The sequence below is a fragment of the Pseudomonas sp. PDM17 genome (genome assembly GCF_014851985.1).
In the GTDB taxonomy this organism is placed as follows: domain Bacteria; phylum Pseudomonadota; class Gammaproteobacteria; order Pseudomonadales; family Pseudomonadaceae; genus Pseudomonas.
Window position 1 is genome coordinate 23,671 of the sequence record NZ_JACVAT010000003.1, and the last position, 22,413, is coordinate 46,083.

Genomic DNA, 22,413 nt, shown 5'->3' on the forward strand with positions numbered 1-22,413 from the left:
TAGCCTGCCCGCCGAACAAAGAGAGAGACGACATGTACATCTACCGACTGGTGTTGCTCCTGGTCGTGGGCATCTACCTGTTCTCACCGGCCATCATGGACTGGTGGATCGATCCCCACGGCGCCTGGTACCGCCCGTATCTGCTGTGGCTGATCCTGATCGTCGTCACCTTCATCCTGCAGAGCCAGCGCGATGCTGACGAGCTTTAGCCTTACCCAGCTGATCCTGATCAGCGCCTCCTACCTGATGGTCCTCTTCGGTGTCGCCTGGATCACCGAGCGCGGTTTCATTCCGCGCCGGCTGGTGCGCCATCCGCTGATCTACACCCTGTCGCTGGGCGTGTACGCCAGCGCCTGGGCCTTCTACGGCACGGTCGGGCTGGCCTACCAGTACGGCTACGGCTTCCTGGCGATCTACCTGGGCGTCTCCGGCGCGTTCCTGCTCGCACCGGTGCTGCTCTATCCGATCCTGCGGATCACCCGGGCCTACCAGCTGTCGTCGCTGGCCGACCTGTTCGCCTTCCGCTTCCGCAGCACCTGGGCCGGTGCGCTGACCACGTTGTTCATGCTGATCGGCGTGCTACCGATGCTTGCATTGCAGATCCAGGCGGTGACCGACTCGATCAGCATCCTCACCCGAGAATCCGAACCCAACCGCGCAGCGCTGGCGTTCTGCGCGCTGATCACGCTGTTCGCCATCCTCTTCGGCGCACGCCACATTGCCACACGCGAGCGTCATGAAGGGCTGGTGATGGCGATCGCCTTCGAATCGCTGGTGAAGCTGGTGGCGCTCTGCTCCATCGGCCTGTTCGCCCTCTACGGCGTATTCGGCGGACCGGATGGCCTGGAAGTGTGGCTGCTGCAGAACCAGGAAGCCCTGAGCACCCTGCACACACCGCTGGCCGAGGGGCCGTGGCGGACGCTGCTGCTGGTGTTCTTCGCCTCGGCCATCGTCATGCCGCACATGTTCCACATGACCTTCACCGAGAACCTCAACCCGCGCGCACTGCTCAGCGCCAGCTGGGGCCTGCCGCTGTTCCTGCTGCCGATGAGCCTGGCGGTGCCACCGATCCTCTGGGCCGGCCTGCACCTGGGCGCCTCGACCAACCCGGAATACTTCACCCTCGGCCTGGGCATCTCGGTGGACAGCCCGGCCCTGGCACTGACTGCCTTCGTCGGCGGCATCTCCGCCGCCAGTGGCCTGATCATCGTGATGACCCTGGCGCTCTCGGGCATGGTGCTCAACCATCTGGTGCTGCCGCTCTACCAGCCCCCGGCCGAAGGCAACATCTACCGCTGGCTGAAATGGACCCGCCGCGCGCTGATCGCCGCGATCATCATGGCCGGCTATGCCTTCTACCTGCTGCTGGGCGCCGAGCAGGACCTGTCCAACCTGGGCATCGTTTCCTTCGTTGCCACCCTGCAGTTCCTTCCCGGCGCGCTGGCCGTGCTCTACTGGCCGACCGCCAACCGCCGCGGCTTCATCGCAGGTCTCGTGGCGGGGATGCTGGTGTGGGGCGCGACCATGCTCACCCCGCTGGTGGCGAACATGCAGAGCATCTATCTGCCGCTGTTCAACTCGCTCTACGTGCTCGACGACACCACCTGGCACCTCGCGGCGCTCGCCTCGCTGGCGGCCAACGTACTGGTGTTCACCCTGGTCTCGCTGTTCACCGAAGCCAGCGATGAAGAGAAAGGCGCCGCCGAAGCCTGCGCCGTCGACAACGTACGCCGCCCGCAGCGCCGCGAGCTGATTGCCGTCTCCCCGCAGGAATTCGCCAGCCAGCTGGCCAAGCCGCTGGGCGCGAAGACCGCCCAGCGCGAAGTGGAACAGGCCCTGCGCGACCTGCACCTGCCCTTCGACGAACGCCGCCCCTACGCCCTGCGCCGCCTGCGCGACCGCATCGAGGCAAACCTCTCCGGCCTGATGGGCCCGAGCGTGGCGCAGGACATGGTGGAGACCTTCCTGCCCTACAAGGCCAGCAGCGAAGCCTACGTCACCGAGGACATCCACTTCATCGAGAGCCGCCTCGAGGACTACCACTCCCGACTCACTGGTCTGGCCGCCGAGCTCGACACCCTGCGCCGCTACCACCGCCAGACCCTGCAGGACCTGCCGATGGGCGTGTGCTCGTTGGCCAAGGACCAGGAAATCCTCATGTGGAACCGCGCCATCGAGGAACTCACCGGCGTCAGCGCACAGCGCGTGGTCGGCTCGCGCCTGGCCGCCTTGCCCGACCCGTGGCGCGGCCTGCTGGAAGGCTTCATCGACGCCCCCGACGAACACCTGCACAAGCAGCGCCTGACCATCGAGGGCCAGACCCGCTGGCTGAACCTGCACAAGGCGGCGATCGAGGAGCCCCTCGCGCCCGGTAACAGTGGCCTGGTACTGCTGGTCGAAGACCTCACCGAAACCCAGTCCCTGGAAGACAAGCTGATCCATTCCGAGCGCCTGGCCTCCATTGGCCGCCTGGCCGCCGGTGTAGCCCACGAGATCGGCAACCCGATCACCGGCATCGCTTGCCTGGCGCAGAACCTGCGGGAAGAACGCGAAGGCGATGGCGAGCTGACCGAGATCAGCGGGCAGATCCTCGAACAGACCAAGCGCGTCTCGCGCATCGTGCAGTCGCTGATGAGCTTCGCCCACGCCGGCGGCAAGCAGGTCGCGGCCGAGCCGGTGTGCCTGGCGGACGTCGCCCAGGAAGCCATCGGCCTGCTGTCGCTGAACAAGCGCAGCATCGACGTGCAGTTCTTCAACCTGTGCGATCCGGAACACTGGGTGGAAGGCGACTCCCAGCGTCTGGCCCAGGTGCTGATCAACCTGCTGTCCAACGCCCGCGACGCCTCCCCGCCCAACGGCGCGATCCGCGTGCGCACCGAAGCTTCCGAGCAGACCATCGACCTGATCGTCGAGGACGAAGGCAGCGGAATACCCAAGTCGATCATCGACCGCCTGTTCGAGCCCTTCTTCACCACCAAGGACCCTGGCAAAGGGACCGGCCTGGGGCTCGCTCTGGTCTATTCGATCGTGGAAGAGCATTATGGGCAAATCACCATAGACAGCCCGGCTGACCCCGAACGCGAATGCGGAACCCGCATCAGCGTCACCTTGCCGCGGCATCCTGGCCCGACGGCCGAGCAGTAAACGAGCACGTCGAGAGAGCTGAATACATGGCACATATCCTCATCGTCGAAGACGAAACCATCATCCGTTCCGCCCTGCGACGATTGCTCGAGCGCAACCAGTACCAGGTCAGCGAAGCTGGCTCGGTACAGGAGGCGCAGGAGCGCTACAGCATCCCGTCGTTCGACATGATCGTCAGTGACCTGCGCCTGCCCGGCGCACCCGGCACCGAGCTGATCAAGCTGGCCCAGGGCACTCCGGTGCTGATCATGACCAGCTATGCCAGCCTGCGCTCGGCAGTGGACTCGATGAAGATGGGCGCGGTGGACTACATCGCCAAGCCGTTCGACCACGACGAGATGCTCCAGGCCGTGGCGCGCATCCTCAAGGATCGCCAGGAAAACCGTAACGCTCCCGCCGAAGCCCGCGGTAACGCCAAGGCCGCCGACCGTAGCAGCGGTAACACCGCGCCCGCAGACGGCGAGATCGGCATCATCGGCTCCTGCGCGCCCATGCAGGAGCTCTACACCAAGATCCGCAAGGTCGCGCCCACCGACTCCAATGTGCTGATTCAGGGCGAGTCCGGTACCGGCAAGGAACTGGTCGCCCGCGCGCTGCACAACCTGTCCAAGCGCACCAAGGCGCCGCTGATCTCGGTGAACTGCGCCGCTATTCCGGAAACCCTCATCGAATCCGAACTGTTCGGCCATGAGAAAGGTGCGTTCACCGGCGCCAGCGCCGGCCGTGCGGGCCTGGTGGAAGCGGCCGACGGTGGCACTCTGTTCCTCGACGAGATCGGCGAGCTGCCGCTCGAGGCCCAGGCACGCCTGCTGCGCGTGCTGCAGGAAGGCGAGATCCGCCGAGTCGGCTCGGTGCAGTCGCAGAAGGTCGACGTCCGCCTGATCGCCGCCACCCACCGCGACCTGAAGATGCTGGCCAAGACCGGCCAGTTCCGCGAAGACCTCTATTACCGCCTCCACGTCATCTCGCTGAAACTGCCGCCCCTGCGCGAGCGCGGCCCTGACGTGATGGAGATCGCCCGCTCCTTCCTGGCGCGCCAGTGCTCCCAGATGGGGCGCCCGTCACTGACCTTCTCCCACGAGGCCGAACAGGCCATCCGTCACTACCCGTGGCCGGGTAACGTGCGTGAGCTGGAGAACGCCATCGAGCGCGCGGTGATCCTCAGCGAAAGCCAGGAAATCCCGGCCGACCTGCTGGGCATCGACATCGAGCTGGATGATCTGGACGACGACTTCGGCGATGACGGCGACCTGCGCCCGACCAACGGCAGCGCCAGCAACCACGAGCCTACCGAGGACCTGTCGCTGGAGGACTACTTCCAACACTTCGTCCTCGAGCATCAGGACCACATGACCGAGACCGAGCTGGCCCGCAAGCTGGGCATCAGCCGCAAATGCCTGTGGGAACGCCGCCAGCGCCTGGGCATCCCGCGCCGCAAATCCGGCGCATCGGCTGACTCGTAAGACGTTTCACACTGTTACCGGAGACAAGCTCCGTAACAAAAGCCGGGTTCATCGGTAACGGAAACCCGGCTTTTTTGTGCCTGCCGTTCGGGGGTGAATCCTCGCAAACCCTTGAAAAATAAGGATTCGCAAAAGTTGGCACGGCATCTGCTTTGTTATTGGTACAACAACAATAACAAGCACGACCACTCACAATAAGAACAAGACGAAACGACTCCAGCACAACAAAAACAAGATCGCGGAGGCGCAGCTAACTGATTCTTTTGGAGAAGGGTAGCCGTCGGGACCAGTCCCGCAACCAGTCAAGAAGAATAAAACTGTCTTGAGACAGCACGCAAAACTGGTTGGATCGAAAGATCATTGCTCACTCAGCGACCAAAGCAATCCGTTTGCTATTGAACACCTTCCAAGTGTGGAAGGTTCCCCGAAGCAGGTAGCTTCGAGGGTCGGGTCTACAAACAAAAACAACAAGCCCGGTAATCATAATAAAAACAAAGCACGCACCTATTTGGGGGGGAGCCTCGGCTCCCCCAGTAGCTTTCGCTACACCCTCCCGCTCCCTCCCCGCAAGTCCCTTTCTTCAGTTTTCTTCATCATCCCACCCCACGATGCTAGAATCGCCGCGGCGCAGACGGCATTCGATTTGCTGCCATTTGTTTCAAGGCAGCGGCAGACACCCGCTATCCTCCAGGAAACGCCGTAATCAGGCGGCTTGCCGAGACCTGCGTATGCCATCCATACACCTATTCCCGATAGTGCACACATGCTGAAAAAGCTGATCCAGTCCATCCGATCCCCACTGCGCCGTCCGCGCGCTGTCCGCACTACTCCGGAAGTCGTTGGCAATCATCAGCACTCGCTGCGGCGGGAACAGTTCAGCAGGAACGCGGTGAACGTCGTGGAGCGCCTGACCAAGGCTGGCTACCAGGCGTACATCGTCGGCGGTGGCGTACGTGACCCGCTGCTGGGCATTCCGCCCAAGGACTTCGATGTGGCCACCAGCGCCACCCCCGAGCAGGTGCGTGCCGAATTCCGCAACGCGCGGGTGATCGGTCGCCGCTTCAAGCTGGTCCACGTCCACTTCGGCCGCGAGATCATCGAGGTTGCCACCTTCCGCGCAAACCATCCGGTCAGCGAAGACGACGACGCCAATAGCGCCCACGCCTCCCGCAACGAGGCCGGCCGCATACTGCGTGACAACGTCTACGGCACCCTGGAAGACGACGCCCAGCGCCGCGACTTCACCATCAACGCCCTGTACTTCGACGTCACCGGCGAGCGCATCCTCGACTACGCCCACGGCGTGCGCGACATCCGCAACCGCCTGATCCGCCTGATCGGCGATCCGGAGCAGCGTTACCTCGAAGACCCGGTACGGATGCTGCGGGCCGTGCGCTTCGCCGCCAAGCTGGACTTCGAGATCGAAAAGCACAGCGCCGCACCGATTCGCCGCCTGGCGCCGCTGCTCAATGAAATTCCTTCGGCGCGCCTGTTCGACGAAATCCTCAAGCTGTTCCTCAGCGGCAAGGCCGAACGCACCTTCGAACTGCTCAACGAGTACGAACTGTTCGCCCCGCTGTTCCCGGCGAGCGCCAAGGCGCTGAAGGACGACCCGGAGTACGCCGGCAAGCTGATGCGCCAGGCCCTGGCCAACACCGACGAGCGCATCCGCATGGGCAAGCCGGTTACCCCGGCCTTCCTGTTCGCTGCGCTGCTCTGGCCGGCCCTGCCTGCCCGCGTGCTGAAGCTGCAGGACCGTGGCATGCCGCCGATCCCGGCGATGCAGGAAGCCGCCCACGAGCTGATCCTCGAGCAGTGCCGCCGCACCGCGGTGCCCAAGCGCTTCACCATCCCGATCCGCGAGATCTGGGACATGCAGGAGCGCCTGCCGCGCCGCCAGGGCAAGAAGGCTGACCTGCTGCTGGAGAACCCGCGGTTCCGCGCCGGCTACGACTTCCTGCTGCTGCGCGAGAGCGCCGGCGAGGAAACCGGCGGCCTCGGCGACTGGTGGACCGACTACCAGGAAGCCAGCGACGGTGAACGCCGCGGGATGATCCGTAACCTGGCCAGCCAGCAGGAAGAAGGCGGCGCCGCCGCACCGCGCAAGCGCCGCCGTGGCGGTAGCAACCGTCGCCGTCGCGGCCCGCGCACCGAAGGCGCCAGCAGCGAATGAGCGAACGGGTGTACATCGGGCTCGGCAGCAACCTCGCCGAGCCGCGCCAGCAGCTGGAAGCCGCGCTGAAGGCGCTGTCGCAAGTCCCCGCCACCAAGGTGGCGGTGGTCTCCCCGCTCTACGCCAGCGACCCGCTGGGCCCGCCGGACCAGCCGCGCTACGTCAACGCCGTGGCCGCCCTGGATACCGACCTGGAGCCACTCGCGCTGCTCGACGCCCTGCAGACCATCGAGCTGGAGCAGGGCCGCGTACGCAAGGATGAGCGCTGGGGTCCGCGCACCCTCGACCTCGATATTCTGCTGTTTGGCCAGCGCCTGATCGAAGAGCCGCGCCTGACCGTGCCGCACTACCACATGCACGCCCGCGCCTTCGTGCTCTACCCGCTGGCGGACCTCGCTCCGCAACTGCGTTTCCCCGACGGGCGCACCTTGGCCGAGCTGCTCGCCGCCTGTCCGTTCAGCGGCCTCGAGCGCCTGTCCTGATGCATGCTGCGCCCCAGGCGTGGGGCGCACTGGCAGTAACGCCGTAACAGTCCGGTAACACCTGCAATTGACTTAGCCTTTTTCGATCCGGACTATAGGGCCCCGTTTGCCCCTGCCCGGCGCAGAACCGAGGACACTTTCATGCCTGATGTCACCCTGACCACCCTGCAAGGTCTCAAGCAAAGCGGCGAAAAGATCGCGATGCTGACCTCCTACGATGCCACTTTCGCCCACACCGCCAGTCTGGCCGGTGCCGAAATGCTGCTGATCGGTGACTCCCTGGGTATGGTGCTGCAAGGTCACGACAGCACGCTGCCGGTGACCGTTGAGGACATGGCCTACCACACCGCCGCCGTGAAACGCGGTAACAAGGGCGCACTGATCGTCACCGACCTGCCGTTCGAATCCGGCACCTCGCTGGACCAGCTGCTGCGCGACTCGGTGAAGGTCATGCAGGCCGGCGCCCACATGGTCAAGCTCGAAGGCGGCGCCTGGCTCGCCGAGCCGATCATCCGCCTGGCCCAGATGGGCATCCCGGTGTGCGCACACCTGGGCCTCACCCCGCAGGCCGTCAACCTGTTCGGCGGTTTCAAGGTCCAGGGCCGCCAGGAAAACCAGGCGCGCCAGCTGCGCGCCGACGCCATCGCCCTGGAGCAGGCCGGTGCCGCCGTACTGCTGCTGGAGTGCGTGCCATCCGCACTGGCGAAGGAAATCACCGAAGCCGTAAAGATCCCGGTCATCGGCATCGGCGCCGGCGCCGGCACCGACGGCCAGGTGCTGGTGATGCACGACATGCTCGGCCTGTCGCTGTCCGGCCGTTCGCCGAAGTTCGTGAAAAACTTCCTCGACGGCCAGCCCGACATTCAGTCCGCCTTCGCCGCCTACGTGAAGGCAGTCAAGGACGGCACCTTCCCCGGCCCGGAGCACGGTTTCGCCTGATGAATACAGTCAAGACAGTCCGTGAGCTGCGCGCCGCCGTGGCGCGCGCCCGTAGCGAAGGCAAGCGTATTGCTCTGGTCCCGACCATGGGCAACCTGCATGCCGGCCACGCCGCGCTGGTGACCAAGGCCAGCCAGCGCGCCGACTTCGTAGTGGCGAGCATCTTCGTCAACCCGCTGCAGTTCGGCCCCAGCGAAGACCTGGACAAGTACCCGCGCACCCTGGCGGCGGACCAGGAGAAACTGCTCAACGCCGGCTGCCATCTGTTGTTCGCCCCCACCGTTGAGGAGATGTATCCCGACGGCATGGAAGGCCAGACCAGACTGCATGTCACCGGCGTCTCCGAGGGCCTGTGCGGCGGCAGCCGTCCTGGTCACTTCGATGGCGTCGCCACGGTGGTCTGCAAGCTGTTCAACATGGTCCAGCCCGACATGGCGCTGTTCGGCGAGAAGGACTTCCAGCAACTGGCGGTCATCCGCAAGCTGGTACGCGACCTGAACCTGCCGATCCAGATCTTCGGCGAGCCCACCGTGCGCGCCGAGGACGGTCTGGCCCTTTCGTCGCGCAACGGATACCTCACTGAGGAACAGCGCGCCCTCGCGCCTGTCCTGCAGCGCACCCTGAAGCAACTGGCCGAGCGTATCCGCCAGGGCGAGCGCGACTTCCCCGCGCTGCTGTCCGAGGGCAGCCAGCAGATCGAAGCGGCCGGCCTGCGCATCGACTACCTCGAGGCGCGCGAGTCCGCCGGCCTGCGCCCGGCTACGGCGCAAGACCATCAGTTGGTGATCCTGGTCGCCGCCTTCCTGGGCACCACCCGGCTGATCGACAACCTCGCCTTCCACATCGACTGATTCCCCGCCCGATACCCGAATTTTCGCCTCGAAGCCGCGCCAGTCGCGGCCTTGAGCGACTTCGGGTGCTCGGGCATACTCGCCCCGCTCTCCTCGACCAGAAGAAAAACAGGAGCCACGCCATGCAGAGCATCATGCTCAAAGCCAAACTGCACCGCGCCGAAGTCACCCACGCCGTGCTCGACTATGAAGGCTCCTGCGCCATCGACGGCGAATGGCTCGATCTCGCCGGCATCCGCGAGTACGAACAGATCCAGATCTACAACGTCGACAATGGCGAACGTTTCACCACCTACGCCATCCGTGGCGAGGAAGGTTCGCGGATGATTTCCGTCAACGGCGCCGCCGCCCACAAGGCCAAGGTGGGTGACCGGGTGATCATCTGCGCGTACGCTCAGTTCAGCGACGCCGAGCTGGAAGGCTACCAGCCGCGCATGCTGTACATGGCGCCCGGCAATGAACTCAGCCACACCAGCAACGCCATCCCGGTTCAGCTCGCCTGAGCCACTGGGAAGGTTCGGAACCACCGGGCCTTCCCAAGTTCCAAAGCCTCGTTCAAACACGCCCGTCTTACCCGAAGGTACGTCATGGAACACCACCTCACCCCGCTGGATGCCACCAAACTGGCAAGCTGGCAGGCATTGGCGGCCCACCGCCAGGATCTGCAGAACTTCACCATGCGCGAGGCATTCGCCGAGGACCCGGAGCGTTTCAAGCGCTTCTCCATGAGCGCCTGCGGTCTGTTCCTCGACTTCTCGAAGAATCTGATTCGCCAGGACACTCTCGACCTGCTGGTGAAGCTCGCTGAGGAAGCCAAGCTGGGCGAGGCCATCCAGTCGATGTTCCGTGGCGAGGTGATCAATGCCTCCGAACGCCGCCCGGTGCTGCACACCGCGCTGCGCCGCCCCATCGGCGACAAGGTTCTGGTCGACGGCATCGATGTGATGCCCGAAGTGCACCGCGTGCTGCACCAGATGACTGAGTTGGTCGCCGCGGTACACAACGGCCTGTGGCGCGGCTATACCGAAAAGCCGATTACCGACGTGGTGAACATCGGCATCGGAGGTTCCTTCCTCGGCCCGCAACTGGTCTCCGAAGCGTTGCTGCCTTTCGCCCAGAAAGGCGTGCGTTGCCACTACCTGGCGAACATCGACGGCAGCGAATTCCGCGAGATGACCGCCAAGCTCAACGCCGAGACCACGCTGTTCATCGTCTCCTCGAAGTCCTTCGGCACCCTGGAAACCCTGAAGAACGCCCAGGCAGCCCGCGCCTGGTACCTGGCCCAGGGCGGCAGCGAGGCGGAGCTGTACCGCCACTTCATCGCCGTCTCGAGCAACAAGGAGGCGGCCGCCGCCTTTGGCATCCGCCCGGAGAACGTCTTCCCGATGTGGGACTGGGTCGGAGGTCGTTACTCACTGTGGTCGGCCATCGGCCTGCCGATCGCCATGTCGGTGGGTATCAACAACTTCAAGGAGCTGCTGTCCGGCGCCTACAGCATGGACCAGCACTTCCTGACATCCCCGTTCGAGAAGAACATCCCGGTGCTGCTGGGCCTGCTCGGCGTCTGGTACGGCGACTTCTGGGGCGCGCGCAGCCACGCGATCCTGCCCTACGACTACTACCTGCGGAACATCACCGATCACCTGCAGCAGCTGGACATGGAATCCAACGGCAAGAGCGTGCGCCAGGACGGCACCCCGGTGTCCGCCGGCACCGGGCCGGTGATCTGGGGCGGCGTGGGCTGCAACGGTCAGCACGCGTACCACCAGTTACTGCACCAGGGCACCCACCTGATCCCGGCCGACTTCATCGTCCCGGTGTCCAGCTACAACCCGGTCGCCGATCACCACCAGTGGCTGTACGCCAACTGCCTGTCGCAGAGCCAGGCCCTGATGGTCGGCAAGAGCCGCGCCGAGGCCGAAGCCGAGCTGCGCGCCAAAGGTGTGGACGAAGCTGAAGTGCAGCGCCTGGCGCCGCACAAGGTGATCCCGGGCAACCGCCCGAGCAACACCCTGGTGCTGGAGCGCATCAGCGCCCGCCGCCTGGGTGCACTGATCGCCATGTACGAGCACAAGGTCTACGTACAGAGCATCCTCTGGGGCATCAACGCCTTCGACCAGTGGGGCGTGGAACTGGGCAAGGAGCTGGGCAAGGCTGTCTACGGCCGCCTGGTCGGCAGCGAGGAAAGCGCCGCCGAGGACGGCTCCACCCAAGGCCTGATCGACTTCTTCCGCGGCCGTCACCGCGGCTGATAGCGAAACGGACGGAGGCGCGCCTGCGCGTCCGTCCCGCTCCTAGCGGCAGAAGCGCTGACGAAACTCCGCGGGCGTCACGCCCAGCGCCTGCACGAAAGCGCGTCGCAGGTTGTATTCGTTGCCGAAGCCTGCGTGCTGTGCCACCCGCTTGAGCGACGATTCCCTCGCCTCCAGCAGCTGGCTCGCCTTCTCCAGACGCAACTCCAGCAGCAGCTTCGCCGGGGTCATCCCCATCTCCGCCTTGCAATGCCGATGCAGAGTGCGCGCTGACATGGCCATCTGCGTCGCCATCTCCTCGACATCGAGGGCCTCCGCCAGCCGTCCCCGCAGCCACTCCACCAGGCGCTCCATCTGCCCGCCCGGCGGCGCCTGCTGCGCCAGCAACTCGGCACTGAACTGGCGCTGGCCGCCAGGACGGCGCAGGTACATCACCAGCCCACGGGCAACCCGCAGCGACAGGGAGCGACCGTGGTCCTCCTCCACCAGACTCAGGCACAGGTCCATCCCGGCCGTCACACCGGCAGAGCTGTAGAACTTCTCGTCGCGGACGAACAGCGAGTCGTGCATCACCCGCAAGCGAGGAAACAGTCGCTGCAACAGTTCGGCGTAACGCCAGTGGGTGACCACCGATCGCCCCTCCAGTAGCCCTGCCTGTGCCAGCAGAAAGGCCCCGGTGCACACCGAGCCGCAACGCGCGGCGTGGATTGAGGCCTGCGTCAGCCAGCGCGCGACTTCGCCTTTCTGCAGGAGCGCCTGCACCCCATGGCCGCCCGCCACGAGCACAGTGCAGCCCGCCACTTGCTGTGGCTCTGGCAAGGCCCTGGTCGCCAGTTCCAGTCCGGTACTGGAGCGAACCAACCCGCCAGCTGGCGATACCGCCTCGAGCTGGTAGGCGGGACGGGCAGCGGCCGGCAGGTGTTCGTCCACTGCCGAGAACACATCGGCCGGCCCGGTGGCATCGAGCAACTGGAAGTCCGGGAAGACCAGCAACAGAACGCGGTGAGGAGCACTCATCGGGGCAAGTCCTGGGAACGATTGGCAGATATTCATCCATCAGCGTCAGAAGTGACAGACGTATCGCCGGCAGGATGGAAATCCCCCCTCGGAGATGGCCATGCGCACTGTCCTGCTGTTTCTCATCCTGCTGCTCTGCACCCACGCCGCCCAGGCTGACGACGAGACGCTTGCACCCTATCAACCGCGTCTCGGCCGCGAACGCCCGGTCATCGCCGTCGTCGCCCAGAACCGCATGACCGAGCTCGCGGATTACGTCATCCCTCTCGGCATACTGCGCCGTTCGGGAGTGGCGCAAGTGCTCGCCCTTGCGACGGAGCCAGGACCTGTGCAACTGATGCCCGCCCTGCGACTTCAGCCACAGGCCACGCTGGAGGAGTTCATGCAACGTTATCCGCAGGGCGCCGACTATCTGATCGTGCCCGCCGTGCACGACAGCCAGGACCCTACCCTGCTGGCCTTCATCCAGGCGCAGGCAGCGCGGGACGCGACCATCGTCGGCGTCTGCGATGGCGTCCTGGTGCTGGGCTACGCGGGGCTGTTGCACGGCCGACGCGCCACCGGCCATTGGTACTCGCGTAGCCAGCGCCTGGAGGACTTTCCCGATACTCACTGGGAGGAGAATCGCCGCTACGTAGCGGACGGCAAGGTGATCACCACCTCCGGTGTTACCGCTGCACTACCGCTATCACTTGCACTGGTGGCGGCCATCGCCGGCGAACCCAGAGCCGCCACGCTCGCTCGGGAGTTCGGCGTACAGGACTGGTCGCCGCGGCACGACAGCCAGCGCTTCAGCCTCGGCGTCAGCGGCTACCTGATCGCCGCCGCCAACTACCTCGCCATCTGGAACCACGAGGTCTTCAGCGTCCCCCTGAAGCAGGGCTTCGACGAAGTCAGCCTGGCACTGACAGCGGACGCCTGGGCGCGGACCTTCCGAACAGAAGTACGGGGCAGCGCCGCGCACCCCGTCAGCAGTGCCGGTGGCCTGCTGTTCCTGCCGGATCCACCTGACGACCACCCAGCATTGCCGGGACTTGGCGCCACGGCGATCCCGACGCTCGACAGCACACTTGACGCCATCGCCCGGCGCTACGGCGAATCGACCCGGCGCCTGGTCGCCTCCCAGCTGGAATACGCCCCGCCTGAACGATCCGACCGCCTGGCGCGTCGAAACAACATGGACAACCCTTGAACCCGCCTGGCCTTGGATGCACCCTTGGGGGCATCTCGGCTCAACAACAACAAGGATTCCCCATGTACGAGATCAGCCTTCACCCCGTGCCGGAGGCCGTACGCAAGCGTGCCTACCTCGATAACGACGCGTACCAGCGCCTCTACAAGCAGTCGGTAGACGACCCGGAAGCCTTCTGGGGCGAGCAAGCCAAGGCCTTCCTCGACTGGTTCAAGCCCTGGCACTCGGTGCACCACGGCGACCTGGCGAAGGGCCAGGCCACCTGGTTCAAGGGCGGTCAGCTCAACGTCACCTACAACTGCATCGACCGCCACCTGGAACAGCGTGCCGAGCAGGTCGCGATCATCTGGGAAGGCGACAACCCCAGCGAATCCGCCAACATCACCTACCGCAAGCTGCACAGCCATGTCTGCCGCCTGGCCAACGTGCTCAAGAGCCGCGGCGTAGGGAAGGGCGACCGGGTCTGCATCTACATGCCGATGATCCCCGAGGCGGCCTACGCCATGCTGGCCTGCGCGCGGATCGGCGCGATCCACTCGGTGGTGTTCGGCGGCTTCTCCCCGGACGCCCTGCGTGACCGCATCAACGATGCCGACTGCCGCACCGTGATCACCGCCGACGAGGGTGTGCGCGGCGGCAAGTACGTCCCGCTGAAGAAGAACGTTGAAAAGGCCCTGGCCGACTGCCCGAACGTCTCCACCGTGGTGGTGGTCGAGCGCACCCAGGGCGAGATCCCATGGGTCGAAGGCCGTGACATCTGGTACCACGAGGCGCTGGGCGAGGTCAGCGAAGACTGCGCCCCCGAGCCGATGGACTCCGAGGACCCGTTGTTCATCCTCTACACCTCCGGCTCCACCGGCAAACCCAAGGGCGTACTGCACACCACCGGTGGCTACCTGCTGGGCGCGGCAATGACCCACAAGTACGTGTTCGACTACCACGACGGCGACATCTACTGGTGCACCGCGGACGTGGGCTGGGTCACCGGCCACAGCTACATCGTCTACGGCCCGCTGGCCAACGGCGCCACCACCCTGATGTTCGAGGGCGTGCCGAACTACCCCGACGCCTCGCGCTTCTGGCAGGTGATCGACAAGCACCAGGTGAACATCTTCTACACCGCGCCGACCGCGATCCGCGCCCTGATGCGCGAGGGCGAAGCCCCGGTGCAGAAGACCGACCGCAGCAGCCTGCGCCTGCTCGGCTCGGTTGGCGAGCCGATCAACCCGGAAGCCTGGGAGTGGTACTACAACGTGGTGGGCGAAAAACGCTGCCCCATCGTCGACACCTGGTGGCAGACGGAGACCGGCAGCATCCTGATCACCCCGCTGCCCGGGGCCACTGACCTCAAACCCGGCTCCGCCACCCGCCCCTTCTTCGGCGTGCAACCGGTGCTGCTGGATGAGCAGGGCAAGGAAATCGCTGGCCCCGGTTCCGGCGTCCTCGCCATTAAATCAAGCTGGCCGAGCCAGATCCGCAGCGTCTATGGCGACCACCAACGGATGATCGACACCTACTTCAAGCCCTACCCCGGCTACTACTTCACCGGCGACGGCGCGCGCCGCGACGAGGATGGCTACTACTGGATCACCGGCCGCGTGGACGACGTGATCAACGTCTCCGGCCACCGCATCGGCACCGCCGAGGTGGAGAGTGCGCTTGTCCTGCACGACTCGGTGGCCGAGGCCGCCGTGGTCGGCTATCCGCACGACCTCAAGGGCCAGGGCATCTACGCCTTCGTCACCACCATGAACGGCATCGAGCCCAGCGACGCGCTCAAGCAGGAACTGCTGGCGCTGGTGAGCAAGGAGATCGGCAGCTTCGCCAAGCCGGAAATGCTGCAGTGGGCGCCGGGCCTGCCCAAGACCCGTTCGGGCAAGATCATGCGTCGCATCCTGCGCAAGATCGCTTGCAACGAGCTGGAAAACCTCGGCGACACCTCGACCCTGGCCGACCCCAGCGTGGTCCAGGGACTGATCGACAACCGCCTCAACCGCTGACGCGCGCTACAGGCCAAGGGTGCAAAGATGCTAGGTTTAGCAAACAGACCTGTCGTCCTTGCCCCGAGGCCTGTCCGCCGCAATGGAAACCGTCCGCCGTCATATCGAAAGCCAGGTACTCAGCCTGACCGGCCTCGCCCTGGGCGGGGTCGACTTCGAGTCGCCCAAGGGCGACCCCGGCCTGTTCGGGCCGGACTCCGTGAGCTGGAGAGTCCACGGGGACTTCAGCTCGATGCTCATCGGCGGTATCAGCGCCCTGCTCCTGCAGATGCTGCACCCCGCTGCTCTCGGCGGTGTCTGGGACCACTCCAACTTCCGCGCCGACATGCTTGGCCGCCTGCGACGCACCGGGCAGTTCATCTCCGCCACCACCTATGGCTCGCGCAGTGACGCCGAGAAGCTGATCGAGCGGGTGCGACGCATCCACGACAATGTGCACGGCACGCTGCCCGACGGTACATCCTATGCCGCCAGCGACCCGGACCTGCTGACCTGGGTGCATGTCGCCGAGGTCAGCTGCTTCCTCGCCTCGCACCTGCGCTACCTGAACCCGGACCTTTCCGGCGAAGAGCAGGACCGTTACTACGATGAGATCGCCCGCATCGCCGAGCGTCTCGGAGCACGCAACGTGCCGCGTTCGCGGGCCGATGTCGCCGCCTACCTGCAACGCATGCGCCCGCAACTGCGCTACGACGAGCGCACCCGCGAAGTGGTCAGCGTGCTGTTCAACGCCCCCGCCCCGAGCTTCCTCGCCAAACCCTTCGGCATGCTGATGATGCGCGCTGGCATAGATCTGCTGCCGGACTGGGCCACGGATCAGCTCGGCCTGAGCCTGGGGAGCCTGCAGCGGCAACTGATCCGTTCCAGTGTGAGGCGCAGCGTGCCACTGCTGCGCTGGGCGGTCCGCAACGGCTCGTTGCACCGCGCACGCCGGCGCATGGGTTTACCACCTCTGCGCTGAAGCGTGACCACCCGGTTCGGAGGGTGGTGAGCCGGCGGCGGGCATGCAACCATGACCGTTCGCTGCGGCCTCGCCGCTTCCGACAGAGGATTCGTGTCATGCAAGAAGTCGTCATCGTCGCTGCCACCCGTACCGCCATCGGCAGCTTCCAGGGTTCGCTTTCCGCACTGCCGGCCCATGAACTGGGCGCTGCAGTCATTCGCAGCCTGCTGCAACAGACCGGCCTGGACCCGGCTCGGGTCGACGAGGTGATCCTCGGCCAGACCCTGACCGCCGGCGCCGGCCAGAACCCGGCGCGCCAGGCATTGATCGCTGCCGGCCTGCCCAACAGCGTCCCCGCGATGACCGTGAACAAGGTCTGCGGCTCCGGGCTCAAGGCACTGCACCTGGCGACCCAGGCGATTCGCTGCGGGGACGCCGACATCATCATTGCCGGCGGCCAGGAAAGCATGAGCCTCGCCCCCTACGTCATGCCCGGCGCCCGCACCGGCCTGCGCATGGGCCACGCGAAGCTGATCGACAGCATGATCCAGGATGGCCTGTGGGACGCCTTCAACGACTACCACATGGGCATCACCGCCGAGAACCTGGTGGAAAAGTACGGCATCAGCCGCGAGGAGCAGGACGCCTTCGCCGCCGACTCGCAGCGCAAGGCGACTGCGGCCATCGAGGCGGGCCGATTCAAGGCCGAGATCACCGCCATCGAGATTCCCCAGCGCAAGGGCGAACCGCTGCGCTTCGACACCGACGAACAGCCACGCGCCGGCACTACCGCCGAGTCCCTGGCCAAGCTCAAACCGGCGTTCAGGAAGGACGGCAGCGTGACTGCCGGCAATGCTTCCACCCTCAATGACGGCGCCGCCGCCGTCCTGCTGATGAGCGCCGCCAAAGCCGGCGAACTGGGCCTGCCGGTCCTGGCCCGTATTGCCGCCTACGCCAACGCGGGAGTCGACCCGGCCATCATGGGCATTGGCCCGGTCTCGGCTACCCGCCGCTGCCTGGAGAAGGCCGGCTGGCAACTCGCCGACCTGGACCTGATCGAAGCCAACGAAGCCTTCGCCGCCCAGGCGCTGTCCGTGGGCAAGGAACTGGGCTGGGATGCTTCGAAGGTGAATGTGAACGGCGGCGCCATCGCCCTCGGCCACCCCATCGGCGCCTCGGGCTGCCGCGTGCTGGTCACCCTGTTGCACGAAATGCTCCACCGCGACGCGAAAAAAGGTCTCGCGACGCTCTGCATCGGCGGCGGGCAGGGCGTGGCGCTGGCTCTGGAGCGCTGACAACCGTTGGCTTGCTGCGCAGAATTCACTCTGCGCGGCAAGTCTCTGCGCACGCTGGCAGGGCGACTCCCTGCCAACTTGATTCCCCGCATGCTTTCAGTCCTACGCATAGGAATATTCCGTAGGTGCTTGAACAACTGGTCTATCTTCAAGATCAATGCGCGCAATTATTCGGACTCAGGGAGTCAGTTATGAAGAAGCGTGTGGTGCTGATCGAGGACCACCCCGCAATGCGTTTGGCTATCCGCTCGCTGCTGGAGCAGGATCCGCAGTTCGAAGTAGTCCGTGAAGCGGCCGATGGCCATGGCGGGCTGGATGCCGTGCGCAAGGAACGCCCCGATCTGGTGATACTCGACCTCAACCTCCCCGGCATGGATGGCCTCGACCTGCTGGCGCGCATCCATATCTTCGACGAGAACATCCGCCTGCTGGTGTTGAGCTCGCAGGATGAACGTCTGTACTCAAGCAAGGTCGAAGCGGCGGGCGCGCATGGATTCGTCAGCAAGAACAAGGACACCAGCGCCATTCTCAACGCGGCACGCATGCTGGTTTCGGGCTATCGCTGCTTCCCGGAAAAGGCCCTGAGCATCGACAAGAATACCGATCCGGTGGCCAGCCTCACGCCACGCGAACTGGTCGTGTTGCGCAGCCTGGTGAGAGGCATGAGCAACAAGGACATCGCCGAGGAACTGTTCCTCAGCCAGAAGACTGTCAGCACCTACAAGACGCGCATTCTTGAGAAATTGAACCTGGAAAGCCTCGTGGACCTGGTCGAATTCGCCCGCACCCATCGCCTGAATGACTGACAGACATCACTGAAAACCGCGTCCGCAGGCGACTATCGAATCGAAGAATCACAGCCGTGCCATACTCCTGTGGCACGTCACGACGGAAACGACTCTCGCCATGCCCAAAGGATTGAAACGCGCGATCGGCGCGGTAGTGCTGTTGGTCCTCTTCTATTGCCTGCTGGGTTTTCTCATCCTGCCCGGCGTTGGATTGCGGATAGCCAACCAGCAACTGGCCCACTACTCGACGGTCCCGGCACGCCTGGAACGCATCGAGTTCAACCCGTTCAGCCTCGAACTCACCCTTTGGGGCCTGCATCTGGGAGACGATGGACAAGAGCAGGTACGCTTCCGTCGCCTTTACGCCAACCTCGAACTCGACAGCCTGTGGAAACGCAGGCTGCACCTCGCCGACGTTGAACTGGACGCCCCGCACACCGAACTGCTGTTCGCTGAGAACGGCACGCTGAACCTGAGCAAACTGTTCAAGTTGCCGCCCAGTGAGCCGGCCCCGGCCCAGGAAGAACCCAGCGATCCCTTCCCGCTGCGCATCGACCGCATCCGCCTCGCCGAAGGCAGCTTGCACTTCCTCGACCGCCGCCCCAGCGATCCGGTGGAATTCGTCTTTGACCCGATGGGTTTCGAGCTGCACAACCTCAGCACCCTGCCTGAAGACGGCGCCGAAATGACCCTGGTCGCCACCGGTCCCCACGGCGGCAAGCTCGACTGGAAGGGCGACCTGAGCATCGTGCCCTTCACCTCCAAGGGCAGCTTCACCCTCGACGGCGTACCACTGAAGGCCTGGTGGCCCTATGTGCGGGACAACGCACCGCTGAACCTGAACAACGGCATCCTCAGCGTGGCCTCCGACTACCACCTGGACCTCTCGAAGGGGACGCAACTCCTGCTGGACAAGGCCGCCATCAAGCTGCGCGACCTGGATCTCAGTTCCCCCGAAGGAAAACCCCTGGCCAAGCTCGCCACCCTGGATGTCGCCGACACCACCCTGGACCTCGTCAAGCAGGAAGTGGTGGTGGGCCAGATCCGCAGCCAGGGGCTGGAAGCCTGGGCGGCTCGGGAGAAGGACGGCCAGTTGGACTGGCAGAAGCTCTTCGCCGACTTCAAACCCTACAAGCGCCCCGAGGAGCCCACGCCGCAGGCGCAGGCCGCTGCCGAGCCAGCGCCCGCCACCGAGGCGACAGCTGCAGCCGGCAAAGAGCCGGAGGCCCCGACAGATCAACCGGAAGCCCAGCCCGGCGCCCGTACCAGGACGGCCCAGACCGAGCCAGCCAGCCCCGCCGCTCCACCCCAGCCAGAAACCAAACCCGAAGCTAAACCCGCCGGGGCTGATAAACCTGTGCAGACGGCCGAGCCGAGCGCACCGGCCGAGCCGCAGAAGCCATGGCACGTGGTTTTGCGCGATACCCAGCTACGCGGCTACAAGGCGCATCTGGCCGATCGCGCACCGGGTAAACCGGTGGCCCTGGAGATCGGCCCGCTGGACCTGGACCTGCAGAACGTCGACAGCGGCCTGACCTCGCCACTGCAGCTCAAGCTCAAGACCGGCCTCGGCCCGCGCGGGCAGATCGAGGCCAGCGGCCAGGTCATCCCCAGCCCGGTCAGCGCCAAGCTCAAGGTTTCGACCCGCGACATCGACCTGCGCGTCGCCCAGGCCTACATCGATCCGTTCATTCGCCTGGAGCTGCGCAGCGGCCTGCTGTCCAGCGACCTGGACGTCGACCTCAAGGGCACCGAGCCGCTGGCCTTCAGCGTCGCCGGCAGCGCCCAGGTGACCCAGTTGCACACTCTGGACACCCTCAAGAGCCGCGACTTCGTCAAATGGACCAAGCTGACGCTCGACGGCCTGGCTTACAAACATGGCGACAGCCTGGTGATCCAGACCGTTTCGCTGGAGGAGCCCTACGCGCGCTTCATCATCAACGAGGACCGCAGCACCAACGTCAGCGAGCTGATCATTGCGCAACCGGAATCCGCCTCGTCCACAGCGAGCAAGGGCAGCGCCGCGGGCAGTAACAGCAAGCCATTGGGCATTCGTATCGGTGGCGTGAAGATCAACAACGGTTCGGCCAACTTCGCCGACCTGACTCTGCGCCCCGACTTCGCCACGGCCATCCAGCAACTCGCTGGCGAGATCGGCACCATCGACAACCGCAATCCGGCACCGGCCTCGGTGGACGTAAAGGGCAAGGTCGACAAGTACGCGCCGGTCACCATCAAGGGCAGCCTCAACCCATTCTCGCCGCTGGAGAAGCTGGACATCGCCACCAGCTTCAAACGCGTCGAGCTGACCACCCTGACGCCCTACTCCGGCAAGTTCGCCGGATACCGCATCCGCAAGGGCCGGCTGAACCTGGACCTGCACTACCAGATCACCCAGGGCAAGCTCAAAGCCGACAACAAGGTACTGGTGGAACATCTGCAGCTGGGCGAGAAGGTCGACAGCCCGGACGCGGTGGACTTGCCGGTGAAACTGGCGATCGCCCTGCTCAAGGACGCCAACGGCAATATCGACATCCAGCTGCCGGTGGAAGGCGACCTGAACAACCCGCAGTTCAGCGTCATGCCCATCGTCTGGCAGACCCTGCGCAACCTGGTCGTGCGCGCCGTGCAGGCGCCCTTCAACTTCATCGCCGGCCTGGCCGGTGGCGGTGGCGGGCCGGACCTGAGCAATGTGGTGTTCGCCCCCGGCTCCAGCGAGCTGGACGCCAGCGCCCAGGGCAATCTCGACAAGCTGGCCGAAGCCCTCAAGCAGCGTCCGGCGCTGAAGCTGGAAGTCGAAGGCGTCGCCGCCGCCTCGAGCGACGGCCCGCTGCTGGCCGACAAACGCCTGAAGCAGGAATACCAGAAGAACTACTACAGCATGTTGCAGCGCCGGGGCGACAAGGTGCCCAGTGACGCGAGCCAGTTGGAAGTGCCGGAAGACCTGCAGCCGGTTCTGCTCGAAGGTGTCTACCGCGCGCGCCTGAAGAAGCAGCCGCCAGCGCAATGGCAGGACCTGAGCAAGGACGAGCGTTCGGCGAAGATGCGCCAGGCCGTGCTCGATTCCTGGAGCGACAGCCAGTTGCTGCTGCGCAAGCTCGGTCAGGAGCGCGCAACCCAGATCAAGGACTACCTGGTCGCCAAGGGTGGCCTGGGTGACGACCGCATCTACCTCATCGACGTCAGCTTCGGCGAAGCGGAGAATGGTGGCAGTGTGGCCACCCAGCTTCACCTTGATAGCGAATAAGGAGTCGTTCGATGAAAGCCCTGACCTGGATGTCCTGCGCCCTGCTGCTTTGCGCGGCGGGCGCCCAGGCGGAAAGCATGCGTTGCGGAAGCGCCCTGATCAACGCTGGCGACCGCGCCTGGGAAGTCGAGCAGAAGTGCGGTGCGCCGGATCACCGTGATGAGGTCGGCTATACCCTCGGCGGCTATGATCGCCGCGAGTACCGGGTCGAAGAATGGGTCTACGGCCCGCGCAACGGCACCAGCTACATCCTCACCTTCGAAGCCAACAAGCTCAAAAGCATCGAGTTCAAACGCAATTGAAGACGCCTCTTGTACTGCGCCTGGCAGCCCTGCTGCTACCCCTCACCTTCACGCCCCTTGAGGCACAGGCCGCCAGCCTGCGCTGCAGCAGCAAACTGATCAGCACCGGCGATGTCACCAGCGACGTACTCAGCCGATGCGGCGAGCCGGTCAGCCGCTCCTTCCTCGGCTACAAGCAGGTACCCGGCCCGCGTTATGGCGAATCGATGGAAGTAGCCGTAGAGGAATGGATCTACGGCCCCTGGAGCGGCATGCTGTATTTCGTCCGCTTCGAAGGCAACCGCCTCAGCGATATCCAGAGCAAGCGCAGCGGCAACTGACAGCC

General features: G+C 65.0%; 18 protein-coding genes. 17 read left to right on the plus strand and 1 reads right to left on the minus strand.

The genetic code is table 11. The annotated features are described in order from the left end of the window. The first annotated feature begins 32 nt into the window (after window positions 1–32). From IB256_RS10310 to pgi, 9 genes are all read left to right on the plus strand, one after another. On the plus strand, window positions 33–209 hold the full coding sequence (locus IB256_RS10310; protein WP_015478907.1) for a hypothetical protein: 177 nt from the start codon (window positions 33–35) through the stop codon (window positions 207–209). Next, window positions 193–3,144, plus strand: a complete 2,952-nt coding sequence (locus IB256_RS10315) for a sensor histidine kinase (RefSeq protein ID WP_192292614.1) — start codon at window positions 193–195, stop codon at window positions 3,142–3,144. The genes IB256_RS10310 and IB256_RS10315 overlap by 17 nt, the downstream gene beginning before the upstream one ends. A 26-nt stretch (window positions 3,145–3,170) precedes the next feature. Next, window positions 3,171–4,607, plus strand: coding sequence for a sigma-54-dependent transcriptional regulator (locus IB256_RS10320; RefSeq protein WP_192292616.1), 1,437 nt, complete (start codon window positions 3,171–3,173; stop codon window positions 4,605–4,607). 763 nt (window positions 4,608–5,370) lie between these two features. Then, on the plus strand, window positions 5,371–6,780 hold the full coding sequence (locus IB256_RS10325; protein WP_138214250.1) for a polynucleotide adenylyltransferase PcnB: 1,410 nt from the start codon (window positions 5,371–5,373) through the stop codon (window positions 6,778–6,780). Then, the gene (gene folK, locus IB256_RS10330; protein WP_192292618.1) at window positions 6,777–7,262 is read left to right on the plus strand and encodes a 2-amino-4-hydroxy-6-hydroxymethyldihydropteridine diphosphokinase; all 486 of its coding nucleotides are present in this window, start codon (window positions 6,777–6,779) and stop codon (window positions 7,260–7,262) included. Before IB256_RS10325 ends, folK begins: the two co-directional genes overlap by 4 nt. Window positions 7,263–7,403: 141 nt before the next feature. Next, window positions 7,404–8,201: a 3-methyl-2-oxobutanoate hydroxymethyltransferase gene (gene panB / locus IB256_RS10335; RefSeq protein WP_138214248.1), complete on the plus strand. Its 798-nt coding sequence runs from the start codon at window positions 7,404–7,406 to the stop codon at window positions 8,199–8,201. Then, window positions 8,201–9,052, plus strand: coding sequence for a pantoate--beta-alanine ligase (gene panC, locus IB256_RS10340; RefSeq protein WP_192292620.1), 852 nt, complete (start codon window positions 8,201–8,203; stop codon window positions 9,050–9,052). The genes panB and panC overlap by 1 nt, the downstream gene beginning before the upstream one ends. 122 nt (window positions 9,053–9,174) lie before the next feature. Continuing rightward, a complete protein-coding gene (panD, locus tag IB256_RS10345; RefSeq protein WP_017518923.1) occupies window positions 9,175–9,555 on the plus strand; it encodes an aspartate 1-decarboxylase in 381 nt (126 codons plus the stop codon). Between the two features lie 84 nt (window positions 9,556–9,639). Beyond that, entirely contained in the window at window positions 9,640–11,304 is a 1,665-nt protein-coding gene (pgi, locus tag IB256_RS10350; RefSeq protein ID WP_192292622.1) for a glucose-6-phosphate isomerase, read from the plus strand. Between the two features lie 42 nt (window positions 11,305–11,346). Here pgi and IB256_RS10355 read toward each other — a convergent pair whose 3' ends face one another. Continuing rightward, window positions 11,347–12,321, minus strand: a complete 975-nt coding sequence (locus IB256_RS10355; RefSeq protein WP_192292624.1) for a GlxA family transcriptional regulator — start codon at window positions 12,319–12,321, stop codon at window positions 11,347–11,349. A gap of 100 nt (window positions 12,322–12,421) precedes the next feature. Here IB256_RS10355 and IB256_RS10360 point away from each other — a divergent pair, with 100 nt between their 5' ends. The 8 genes from IB256_RS10360 (at window position 12,422) to IB256_RS10395 (ending at window position 22,408) form a co-directional block, all read left to right on the plus strand. Continuing rightward, window positions 12,422–13,513 (plus strand): DJ-1/PfpI family protein, encoded by a 1,092-nt coding sequence (locus IB256_RS10360; protein WP_192402467.1) that lies wholly within the window; start codon window positions 12,422–12,424, stop codon window positions 13,511–13,513. A gap of 62 nt (window positions 13,514–13,575) precedes the next feature. Then, complete coding sequence (gene acs, locus IB256_RS10365; RefSeq protein ID WP_192292628.1) at window positions 13,576–15,513, plus strand: acetate--CoA ligase; 1,938 nt, start codon at window positions 13,576–13,578, stop codon at window positions 15,511–15,513. 82 nt (window positions 15,514–15,595) lie between these two features. Next, entirely contained in the window at window positions 15,596–16,474 is an 879-nt protein-coding gene (locus IB256_RS10370) for an oxygenase MpaB family protein (protein WP_192292630.1), read from the plus strand. 98 nt (window positions 16,475–16,572) lie between these two features. Further along, on the plus strand, window positions 16,573–17,751 hold the full coding sequence (locus IB256_RS10375; RefSeq protein ID WP_192402469.1) for an acetyl-CoA C-acetyltransferase: 1,179 nt from the start codon (window positions 16,573–16,575) through the stop codon (window positions 17,749–17,751). Window positions 17,752–17,942: 191 nt separating this feature from the next. Continuing rightward, window positions 17,943–18,557, plus strand: a complete 615-nt coding sequence (locus IB256_RS10380) for a response regulator transcription factor (RefSeq protein ID WP_192402471.1) — start codon at window positions 17,943–17,945, stop codon at window positions 18,555–18,557. Window positions 18,558–18,657: 100 nt separating this feature from the next. Next, window positions 18,658–21,786 (plus strand): DUF748 domain-containing protein, encoded by a 3,129-nt coding sequence (locus IB256_RS10385; RefSeq protein WP_192402473.1) that lies wholly within the window; start codon window positions 18,658–18,660, stop codon window positions 21,784–21,786. Window positions 21,787–21,797: 11 nt separating this feature from the next. Continuing rightward, window positions 21,798–22,088, plus strand: coding sequence for a DUF2845 domain-containing protein (locus IB256_RS10390; protein ID WP_139791700.1), 291 nt, complete (start codon window positions 21,798–21,800; stop codon window positions 22,086–22,088). Continuing rightward, the gene (locus IB256_RS10395; RefSeq protein WP_225601718.1) at window positions 22,085–22,408 is read left to right on the plus strand and encodes a DUF2845 domain-containing protein; all 324 of its coding nucleotides are present in this window, start codon (window positions 22,085–22,087) and stop codon (window positions 22,406–22,408) included. The genes IB256_RS10390 and IB256_RS10395 overlap by 4 nt, the downstream gene beginning before the upstream one ends. Window positions 22,409–22,413 lie beyond the last annotated feature (5 nt).